The sequence below is a fragment of the Actinosynnema sp. NPDC059335 genome, from assembly GCF_042752395.1.
In the GTDB taxonomy this organism is placed as follows: Bacteria; Actinomycetota; Actinomycetes; order Mycobacteriales; family Pseudonocardiaceae; genus Actinosynnema.
Window position 1 is genome coordinate 25669 of record NZ_JBHYXZ010000090.1, and the last position, 9445, is coordinate 35113.

Annotated in this window: 12 protein-coding genes; 9 read left to right on the forward strand and 3 right to left on the reverse strand. The window is 73.4% G+C overall.

What is annotated here, in order from left to right; all coding sequences use genetic code 11:
* Positions 1 to 17: 17 nt before the first annotated feature.
* From ACFXGA_RS25530 to ACFXGA_RS25555, 6 genes are all read left to right on the forward strand, one after another.
* The gene (locus ACFXGA_RS25530) at positions 18 to 500 is read left to right on the forward strand and encodes a cation:proton antiporter regulatory subunit (protein ID WP_378091846.1); all 483 of its coding nucleotides are present in this window, start codon (positions 18 to 20) and stop codon (positions 498 to 500) included.
* 5 nt (positions 501 to 505) lie between these two features.
* Complete coding sequence (locus ACFXGA_RS25535; protein ID WP_378091848.1) at positions 506 to 1693, forward strand: cation:proton antiporter; 1188 nt, start codon at positions 506 to 508, stop codon at positions 1691 to 1693.
* A 140-nt stretch (positions 1694 to 1833) separates the two neighbouring features.
* Positions 1834 to 3036, forward strand: coding sequence for a S8 family serine peptidase (locus ACFXGA_RS25540; RefSeq protein ID WP_378091850.1), 1203 nt, complete (start codon positions 1834 to 1836; stop codon positions 3034 to 3036).
* Between the two features lie 18 nt (positions 3037 to 3054).
* Positions 3055 to 3288, forward strand: coding sequence for a hypothetical protein (locus ACFXGA_RS25545; RefSeq protein WP_378091852.1), 234 nt, complete (start codon positions 3055 to 3057; stop codon positions 3286 to 3288).
* 92 nt (positions 3289 to 3380) lie between these two features.
* The gene (locus tag ACFXGA_RS25550; protein WP_378091854.1) at positions 3381 to 4304 is read left to right on the forward strand and encodes a hypothetical protein; all 924 of its coding nucleotides are present in this window, start codon (positions 3381 to 3383) and stop codon (positions 4302 to 4304) included.
* A gap of 186 nt (positions 4305 to 4490) precedes the next feature.
* Positions 4491 to 5198: a RibD family protein gene (locus ACFXGA_RS25555; protein ID WP_378091856.1), complete on the forward strand. Its 708-nt coding sequence runs from the start codon at positions 4491 to 4493 to the stop codon at positions 5196 to 5198.
* Positions 5199 to 5204: 6 nt separating this feature from the next.
* Here the strand turns inward: ACFXGA_RS25555 and ACFXGA_RS25560 are convergent, their stop codons facing one another.
* Entirely contained in the window at positions 5205 to 5552 is a 348-nt protein-coding gene (locus tag ACFXGA_RS25560; protein ID WP_378091858.1) for a DUF6401 family natural product biosynthesis protein, read from the reverse strand.
* A 79-nt stretch (positions 5553 to 5631) separates the two neighbouring features.
* Here ACFXGA_RS25560 and ACFXGA_RS25565 point away from each other — a divergent pair, with 79 nt between their 5' ends.
* Positions 5632 to 6099: a DUF6319 family protein gene (locus tag ACFXGA_RS25565; protein WP_378091860.1), complete on the forward strand. Its 468-nt coding sequence runs from the start codon at positions 5632 to 5634 to the stop codon at positions 6097 to 6099.
* 95 nt (positions 6100 to 6194) lie between these two features.
* Here ACFXGA_RS25565 and ACFXGA_RS25570 read toward each other — a convergent pair whose 3' ends face one another.
* Together ACFXGA_RS25570 and ACFXGA_RS25575 are read right to left on the reverse strand one after the other, a co-directional pair.
* On the reverse strand, positions 6195 to 7148 hold the full coding sequence (locus ACFXGA_RS25570) for a zinc-binding alcohol dehydrogenase family protein (RefSeq protein WP_378091862.1): 954 nt from the start codon (positions 7146 to 7148) through the stop codon (positions 6195 to 6197).
* 4 nt (positions 7149 to 7152) lie between these two features.
* Positions 7153 to 7965 (reverse strand): SDR family NAD(P)-dependent oxidoreductase, encoded by an 813-nt coding sequence (locus tag ACFXGA_RS25575; RefSeq protein WP_378091864.1) that lies wholly within the window; start codon positions 7963 to 7965, stop codon positions 7153 to 7155.
* Between the two features lie 105 nt (positions 7966 to 8070).
* Between ACFXGA_RS25575 and fabG the strand changes: the two genes are divergently transcribed.
* The gene (gene fabG, locus ACFXGA_RS25580) at positions 8071 to 8832 is read left to right on the forward strand and encodes a 3-oxoacyl-ACP reductase FabG (RefSeq protein WP_378091866.1); all 762 of its coding nucleotides are present in this window, start codon (positions 8071 to 8073) and stop codon (positions 8830 to 8832) included.
* Between the two features lies 1 nt (position 8833).
* Positions 8834 to 9292, forward strand: a complete 459-nt coding sequence (locus tag ACFXGA_RS25585) for a MaoC family dehydratase (RefSeq protein ID WP_378091868.1) — start codon at positions 8834 to 8836, stop codon at positions 9290 to 9292.
* Positions 9293 to 9445: the final 153 nt, after the last annotated feature.

Sequence of the window (9445 nt, forward strand, 5' to 3'; positions counted from 1 at the left end):
GTCTAGGATCACATGATGTGAACGTCGAGGTGACGCCGCTTCCGGGGATCGGCACCCGGCAGGACTTCATGATCCGTGCCGGCCGCCGGATCGGGGTGATCACACACCGTGACGGCAAGTTCGAGCTGATCGTGTCGCGCCGCGACGACCCGGACGATTGCGCGACGTCCATAGCGCTGACGCCCGCCGAGGCGAGCACGCTGGCCGGGCTGCTCGGCTCGCCGCAGCTCGTCGCGCACCTGCAGGAGCAGCACCGCGAGGTCGCGGGCATCTCCACCAAGCAGTTCCCGATCGTGCCCGGCTCCCGGTTCGACGGCAGCCCGCTGGCCGAGACGGAGCTGCGCACCCGCACCGGCGCGTCCATCGTGGCCGTCGTGCGCCGCGGCTCGGTGCACCCGTCGCCGCGCCCCGACTTCCCCTTCGAGGGCGGCGACCTGGTCGTCGTCGTCGGCACCGCGGACGGCCTGAACGCCGCGGCCGAGTTGCTGGGCGGTGGCTGAGCACCTTGCACAACACCGCAATCGCACTGATCCAACTGGGTGCGGTCTTCTTCGGGCTGGGCTTGCTCGGCAAGATGGCGTGGCGGGTCGGCATCTCCCCGATCCCGCTCTACCTGATCGGCGGCCTGGCCTTCGGGCAGGGCGGCCTGGTCCCGCTGCACGGCATCGAGGACTTCACGCACCTGTCCAGCGAGATCGGCGTGATCCTGCTGCTGCTCCTGCTGGGCCTGGAGTACTCGGCCGCCGAGCTGATGACCGGGCTCAAGCGGTCGTGGACCGCCGGGCTCATGGACATCGTGCTGAACGCGACGCCGGGCGTGATCGCGGCGCTGATCCTGGGCTGGGGCCCGGTGGGGGCGCTGGCGATGGGCGGCGTCACCTACATCTCGTCGTCCGGGATCATCGCCAAGGTCCTCGGCGACCTGGGCCGGCTGGGCAACCGGGAGACGCCGGTGGTGCTGTCGGTGCTGGTGTTCGAGGACCTGGCGATGGCGGTCTACCTGCCGATCCTGACGGCCGTGCTGGCGGGCGTGAGCTTCGTCGGCGGGCTGACCGCGGTGGGCATCTCGCTGGCCGCGATCACCGTGGTGCTGGTGATCGCGCTGAAGTTCGGCCGGTACGTGTCGGCGGTGGTGGACAGCCCCGACCCCGAGGTGTTCCTGCTCAAGGTGCTGGGCGCGGCGCTGCTGGTGGCGGGTGTGGCGTCGCAGCTGCAGGTGTCGGCGGCGGTGGGCGCGTTCCTGCTGGGCATCGCGATCTCCGGGTCGACGGCGGAGAACGCCACCCGGATGCTGGAGCCGTTGCGGGACCTGTTCGCGGCGATGTTCTTCGTGGTGTTCGGCCTGAACACCGATCCGGCGTCGATCCCGCCGGTGCTGGGGCTCGCGGTGGCGCTGGCCGTGGTGACGACGCTGACGAAGGTGGCCACCGGGTGGTGGGCGGCGCGGCGGCAGAACATCGGGCGGATGGGCCGGGCGCGGGCGGGCGCGGCGCTGGTGGCGCGGGGCGAGTTCTCGATCGTCATCGCGTCGCTCACGGTGGCGTCCGGCGCGGTGGACGGCGAGCTGGCGGCGCTGGCGACGGCGTACGTGCTGCTCATGGCGGTGTTGGGACCGGTGGCGGCACGCGTCGTGGAGCCCCTGGCCAGGAAGTTCACTCGGAAGCGTGACGCGGCGACGACCGCGACAGCCTGACCTGTATCTCCCCGCGACCTCACCGCTCCATCAGGGCAGACGAACCGCGTTCGCGCCCGGGCCGACCCTTCCGGCCGATTGAACGCGAACGCGATCCGGAGTTACACCTGACTGCCGTCCCAACCCCGAAGGGGGTCGTCATGTCACAACCAACGGGCGCCGAGACCACCGGCCGCTACCTCGTGCTCCTGGAGGAGAAGTCGGTCACGGCCGGCGCGCGGGAGATGAGCCGGGTCGCCGGGATCAGCGCCGCCAGCACCGCGGACTCCGCCACCCGGGCGGAGCTGGCCGCGGCCGACGGGGTCATCTTCCAGGACCTGGGCGTCGCCGTGGTCAACGCGACGCCCGACCAGGTCGCCCAGCTCACCCGGGCCGCCGAGGCGCCGGGCCCGATCTCCGTGGTCGAGGCCGAGCGCGTCGTGCACGCCTACACCGCGCCGCCCGACACGGGCGCCGACCAGGCGGCGGCCCCGGCCGTGGACGAGTCGGTGTTCACGTGGGGGTTGCAGGCGGTGGGCGCGAACCTCTGCTCCGCCACGGGCAAGGGCCTGCGGCTGGCCGTGCTGGACACCGGGTTCACCGTCGCGCACCCCGACTTCGCGGGCCGCACCGTGGTCACGCAGTCGTTCGTGCAGGGCGAGACCGTGGACGACGCGCACGGCCACGGCACGCACTGCATCGGCTCCGCCGCCGGTCCGCGCCAGGCCGCCTCCGGCGGTCCCGGCTACGGCGTGGCCTACGAGGCCGACATCTACGCGGGCAAGGTGCTGTCCAACCGGGGCAGCGGCACCGACAGCGGGATCCTGGCGGGCATCGAGTGGGCCATCGCGAACGGCTGCGCGGTCGTCTCGATGTCGTTGGGCGCGACCGTGCGCCCGAACACGCCGCACTCGCAGATCTTCGAGCAGGCCGCCACGCGCGCGATGGCCAAGGGCACGTTGATCATCGCGGCGGCGGGCAACGACAGCACCCGGCCGAACACCGTCGCGCCGGTCGGCCACCCGGCGAACTGCCCGTCGATCCTGGCCGTCGGCGCGGTCGACGTGCACCGGTCGGTCGCGTTCTTCTCCTGCGGCACGGTGGACACCATCGGCCAGGTCGACGTGGTCGGCCCCGGGGTGGACATCTACTCCAGCTGGAACAAGGAGGAGGCCGGCCTGGGCATGCACAAGCGCATCCAGGGCACGAGCATGGCGACGCCGCACGTGGCCGGGGTGGCGCTGCTCATCGCGGAGAAGCACGGCGCGCGCGGCTGGGAGCTGTGGGCGAGGTTGTCGCAGAGCGCCCGCAGGTTGGGCTTGCCTTCCACGGACGTGGGTGCAGGATTGGTGCAAGCTCCCTAGGCCCTGACGGAGGCGGCCGTGGACAAAGTCGTGGTCTCGGTCGCCGACGCGGGCGCGGCCGGCCTGCCCGCCGTGGTCTCGGCGCTGCGCGACGCCGGGATGGTGGTGGAGAGCGTGCTGGAGTCGCTGGGTGTGGTCACCGGGTCGGTCGCGCCGGGTGCGGTCGACCGGCTCGGGGCCGTGCCCGGGGTCGCGCACGTCGAGGTGGAACGCGCCGTGGGGCTGCCCCCGACACCGGGTGCGCAGACCTGAGCGTCACTCGTCCGGGTGGCTCAGGTTTGGGTCGGCCACCTCGGGTAACCGGTTGCTGAAGACGTACCGGTCGTCCGAGGAGGTCGAAGACGATGAACGCCCTGCTCGCCGCGCAGACGGCGCAGGCCCAAGGCATCGGCGACGCCGCCGGTGACGCCCTGCGCTCCGTGGTGACCTTCGTGCCGAAGCTGGTCGGTTTCCTGGTCGTGCTGCTCATCGGGTGGATCGTCGCCCGGTTGCTGCGCACGGCGGTGAACAAGGTGTTGGAGCGGGTGCACTTCGACCGCGCCGTGCAGCGGGGCGGGTTGAGCGACGCGCTGGCGCGGTCGCGGTTCGACGCCTCGGGGCTGGTCGCCCAGATCGTGTACTACGCGGTGCTGCTGATCGCGTTGCAGATCGCGTTCGGGCTGTTCGGGTCGAACCCGGTGAGCGACCTGCTGACGGAGATCGTGGCCTGGCTGCCGCGGGCGATCGTGGCGATCGTGATCATCGTGGTGGCGGCCGCCATCGCGCGGGCGGTGCGGGACATCGCGACGCGGGCGCTGGGCGGGCTGTCCTACGGGCCGACGCTGGGCAAGGTCGCGTCGTGGTTCATCATCGCGCTCGGCGTGATCGCGGCGCTGAACCAGATCGGCATCGCGACCACGGTCACCACGCCGATCCTGATCGCCATCCTGGCCACGGTCGGCGGTATCGCGGTGGTCGGCGTGGGCGGTGGCCTGGTCAAGCCGATGCAGCAGCGCTGGGAGGGGTGGCTGACCAGGGCGGAGAACGAGGCCCCGCAGGCGAAGGCGCAGGCCGAGGCGTACCAGCGCGGGCGTGAGGACGTGCAGCGGACCGCCGCCCAGGGCGCGCCGGGTTCGGGTGCGTCCCGGATGACCGAGACGCCGGCGCACGCGGCGACCATGCCGACGCCGCCGGTGGGCACGCCGGTGCAGCAGCCCGGCACGGCCGGTCAGCCGACGCGGCCCGTGCCGCCGCACCCCGGCCAGTACCCTCCGGGCGAGCAGCGCTGACGACGTCCGGCCCGGCCGCGCGCCGGGCCACCGACGAACGCGCCGGGCCACCGACGAACGCTCCGGCACGCCGACGAACGCTCCGCAGGGGTCCCCGCCAAGGGGACCCCTGCTTTCATCCTGCCGGCCGGGTCCGACAAGATCCGGGGCCGACGACGTGCCTGTGGACAACCGGGAGGGGTGCGGGTGGGAGGGCTCAGCGTCGACGAGCTGGTCGGCCGGGACGAGTGGGACGCGGTGAACCGGGACCTGGGCCGGCCGTTCGTCGTCTACAAGTTCGCCGCCACGCTCGACGGCCGGGTCGCCGCCGCCGACGGCACCAGCCGGTGGATCACCGGCGACGAGAGCCGGGCCGAGGTGCACCTGCTGCGCGCGGGCTGTGACGCGACCGTCGTCGGCTCCGGCACGCAACGCGCCGACGACCCCAGCCTGGCCGTGCGCGGACCCGCCGCGGACGGCCGCCGGCCGCTGCGCGTGGTGATCGACAGCAACGCCACGACGCCCCGGGACGCCAAGGTCTGCGACGACGCCGCCCCGACGCTCGTCGTGGTGGCCGAGGACGCCGACGCCGCGCACCTCGACGGCGTGGCGGACGTGCTGAGGGCGCCGCGGGCCGAGCGGGGGCTGGACCTGCCGGCGGTGCTCGCCGGGCTGCACGGGCGCGGTGTGCGCGGGCTGTTCCTGGAAGGCGGGCCGACGCTGGCGGGCGGCTTCCTCGCGCACGGGTTCGTGGACCGGGTCGTCACCTACGTCGCGCCCGCGCTGCTCGGCTCGGGCCGCAGCGGGCTCGGGGACGCCGGGGTGCGCAGCATGTCCGGAATCCTGCGCCTGGAACTGGTCGACGTCGCCCGCTCCGGGCCGGACGTGCGCCTGGTCAGCAGACCGGTCCGGTAGCCGGGGCTAGGCTTCCAGCGCCGGCTGGTCGTGCCCCGCGAGGTGGCAGACGGCGGCGAGGCGGAGCGTCAGCCAGTCCGCGTTCGCCCAGTCCACGATCGCCGGCGGTGTCCAGCCGCGCGCCGCGGCCTCGTCCAGCACGCCCTCGGCGTACCCGGCGAGCAGCACCACGCCCGCCACCGCCGCCGCGGGCACGCCCAGCGCGAGGATGTCGCGCACCGCCGCGCCGTGCTGGTCGACCGCCGCCAGCACGCCGGGGGCCGGCACACCGGACGCCAAGACCGCCGTGACACCGAGTTCGTCGCTCAACCGGTCCAGGAACCGGCGAGCGGAGAAGTCCCTCCAACCGCTCACAAGGCCGACACCCTACGCTGTGCGGGGCAACCGACCCACCATCGAACACGTGTTCTATGATCACGCCGGGTCGAGCCGGATGCGCAGAGAGGAAGACGAGAAGATCGTGGCGGACACGCTCGTGGAGCAGGAAGAGAAGGTGGACGCCGAGGCGCCCGCCGCACCCGTGCAGCAGGAGGACGCGCCCGTGACGCAGCCCGAGCAGCCGGCGGAGGCCGACAAGCCGGCGGAGGCCGAGGCCAAGCCCGCCAAGCGGCCGAAGTCGACGGCCAAGAAGACCCGGACGGTCGAGCTGACGCTGACCGTCACCGGGACCGCCGACGGCGAGTGGCAGGCCGACCTGGTGCACGGCACCAAGCGGGTCGTGCAGGGCCTGTCCATCTCGGCCGCGGCCGTGTCGCGGGCGGCCAAGGAGCTGCACGACGACATCGCGGGCGGCATCGACGAGGTCATCGAGGCGGCCCGCGCCCAGCACCGCACGCGGATGGAGGAGCTGGAGGCCGAGCTGGCCAAGGTGAAGGCCGCGCTGGCGGAGCTGAGCGACTGACGCACCGGGACCCGGGGGCCGCGGCACGACGACCCCCGGGTTCCGCGACGGGAATCGGGAGGCGGCCACCCGGTGGACCGCGTCGGCCCGGGGCGTCAGCGGGACGGGTCGAGGACCAGTTTGCCCGTGGTGCGGCGGGCGCGGAGGTCTTCGTGGGCGCGGCGGGCCTCGGACAGGGCGTACTCGCCGCCCGGCACGGCTTTCAGGTCGCCTGCCAGGACCAGGTCGAACAGTTCGGCCATGGCGCGGTGCACGACGCGGCCCGGGAGCTTGAACGCGTGCGGCAGCCACATGCCCGCGACGGCGGTGGAGCGGACCAGCAGGCGGGCCGGGTCGACCGGGGTCGGCTGTTCGCGGCTCGCCATGCCGTAGAACGCCAGCCGGCCGAACGGGGCCAGCGCGGCGAGGCTCTGGTCGGTGACCGCGCCGCCCGTCATGTCCAGCACGACGTCCACGCGTCGCCCGCCGTTGGCCTCGCGCAGCGCCTCGGTCATGTCCTCGGCGGTGGAGTCGACCGCGACGTCCGCGCCCAGGTCCAGCGCCAGCTCGCGCTTCTCCGGAGTGCTCGCGGTGGCGATGACGCGGCCCGCGCCCCACTTGCGGGCCAGCTGCACGGCGATGGAGCCGACCCCGCCGGCGGCGGCGTGCACGACGACGCTCTCCCCCGGCTCCAGGTGGGTGCTCTTGCGCAGCAGCAGCCACGCCGTCGCGCCCTGCACGACCATGCTCAGCGCGGTCACGTCGTCCACGCCGTCGGGCACGTCGAACGCCGTCGCCTCGGGCACCACGGCGCGCTCCGCGTAGCCGCCGAAGGTGGTCAGACCGACCACGCGCCGGTCGCCCGCCGTGCCGACGACCTCGCCGCCGGGCACCAGCGGCAGCTCCATCTTCGCCAGGTAGGAGTTCTCCGCCTGGTGGGTGTCGGCGTAGTTGAGGCCCGCGCGGCTGACCTCGACGAGCAGTTCGCCGGGCCCCGGGACGGGGTCGGGCAGCTCGACCTCGGTGAGGACCTCGGGTCCGCCGAACTCGGTGATCTGGATGGCGCGCACGGTGTCAGCTCTCCTTGCCGGCGATCGGGTCGTGGTCGAGCCGCACGCGGTCGCCGGTGGCGGTGCGCGGCCCGGGAGGGTTGGGGAAGGTGAACGGCGCGCTGGGCCGCCCGGCCTGCACGAACCAGCATTCACCGGCTTTGCCGTCGCGCAACACGGACACGAACGCGTCGACCACGTCGTCCACGCTCATCACCGGCATGCCGGCGGACTCCAGCGCGGACTTGACGTCGGCGATGATGGCCGTGTCGGCGAACGACGGGCACACCGCGTTGACCGTGACGCCGTCGGCGGCGAGCACCGGGCCCAGGCCGCGCACCAGGCCGACGACGGCGGCCTTGTTCGCGCCGTACAGGGGGTCCATGGGCATGGCCATGAGTCCCGCCATGCTGGCGGTGGCGACGATGCGCCCGCCGCGCTTGCGCAGCTCGGGCAGCGCCGCGTGCACGCCGTACACCACACCGTCGAGGTTGATGCCCATGACCGCGCGGTACCGCTCGGGGTCGAAGTCGTCGCCGAGGCCGAAGCCGGTGGCGATGCCCGCGTTGAGCACGGCGATGTCGAGCCCGCCGAACCGCGCCGCGGCCAGCGCGACCGCTTCCTCGCTGTGCCGGGGGTCGCGGACGTCGCAGTGCGCGAACACACCGCCCACCTCGTCGGCCACGGCCCGGCCGCGCTCGTCGTCCACGTCGGCCACGACGACGGACGCGCCGCCGGCCGCCAGCCGCCGCGCCACCCCCGCGCCGATGCCGTTCGCGGCCCCGGTGACCAGTGCGACCTTGCCCGAGAACTCCACCGCGCCTCCTCTGGCTGGCATTCCGACCAGTCGGTATGGTTCTCCTGACGCGCTCTGGCGTCAAGGCGACCTCGCCGGTAGGTTACTAAGCGGTTGCTTAGAACAGCGGATCAAGGAGGAGTGACCGTGGCCGAGACGGACGCACGGGTGGCCATCGTCACCGGTGCCGCACGCGGCATCGGCGCCGCCGTAGCCACGAGGCTCGCGCGGGACGGCCTGGCCGTCGCGCTGCTCGACCTCGACGAGGGCAGCTGCGCCGACGCCGTGAAGACCATCAAGGCGGCCGGCGGGACCGCCGTCGCGGTGGGCGTGGACGTCGGCGACAGCGCGGCGGTCGACGCGGCCGTGCGACGGGTCGCCGACGAGCTGGGCGCGCCGACCGTCCTGGTCAACAACGCGGGCATCCTGCGGGACAACCTGCTGTTCAAGATGACCGACGACGACTGGGACGCGGTCATCACCGTGCACCTGCGCGGGTCGTTCCTGATGAGCCGCGCGGTGCAGAGGTTCCAGACCGAGGCGAAGTGGGGCCGGATCGTCAACCTCTCCAGCACGTCCGCGCTGGGCAACCGGGGTCAGGCGAACTACTCGGCGGCCAAGGCGGGCCTGCAGGGGTTCACCAAGACGCTGGCGATCGAGCTGGGCAAGTTCGGCGTGACGGTCAACGCGATCGCGCCGGGGTTCATCGAGACCGACATGACCGCCGCGACGGCGGCCCGCGTCGGCGTCGACTTCGAGGAGTTCAAGAAGGCCGCGGCGGCGGCCATCCCGGTGCAGCGGGTCGGCACGCCCGAGGACATCGCGCACACCGCCTCGTTCCTGGTGAGCGAGGGGGCCGGGTTCGTGTCGGGCCAGGTCATCTACGTCGCCGGCGGACCGAAGGACTGACATGCGGGTATTCGCGAACCTGGACGAGCTGGCCGCCGCCCGGGGCGAGCACCTGGGCCACGGCGGGTGGCACGAGATCACCCAGGCGGAGATCGACCTGTTCGCCGAGGCCACCGGCGACCACCAGTGGATCCACGTCGACCTGGAGAAGGCCGCCGCGGGACCGTTCGGCGCGCCCGTCGCGCACGGCTACCTGACCCTGTCGCTGATTCCCCTGCTGGTGCGCGACATCTACACGGTCGAGGGGTTGGCGATGGGCGTCAACTACGGCCTGAACAAGGTGCGGTTCCCCAGCCCGGTGGTCGTCGGGTCGCGGGTGCGGGCGGGCGCCGAGCTGGTCGAGGTCGCCGACGTGGCGCAGGGCAAGCAGGCCGTGGTCCGGGTGACCGTGGAGATCGAGGGCAACCCGAAGCCCGCGTGCGTGGCCGAGACGGTGGTGCTGCTCGTGCCGGCCGCCTGACCGGCCCGCGACGCCGACGCACGGGACGGGCACGGCGCTCCTCACCGGGAGCGCCGGGCCCCCCCCGCGCGGGGCCCCGGGGGGGCGTGGGGGGGCGGGGGGCGCCCGCGCCCCCCCACCGCTCGGCCGTCGTCGTGCCGCTGTTGCTGGGGA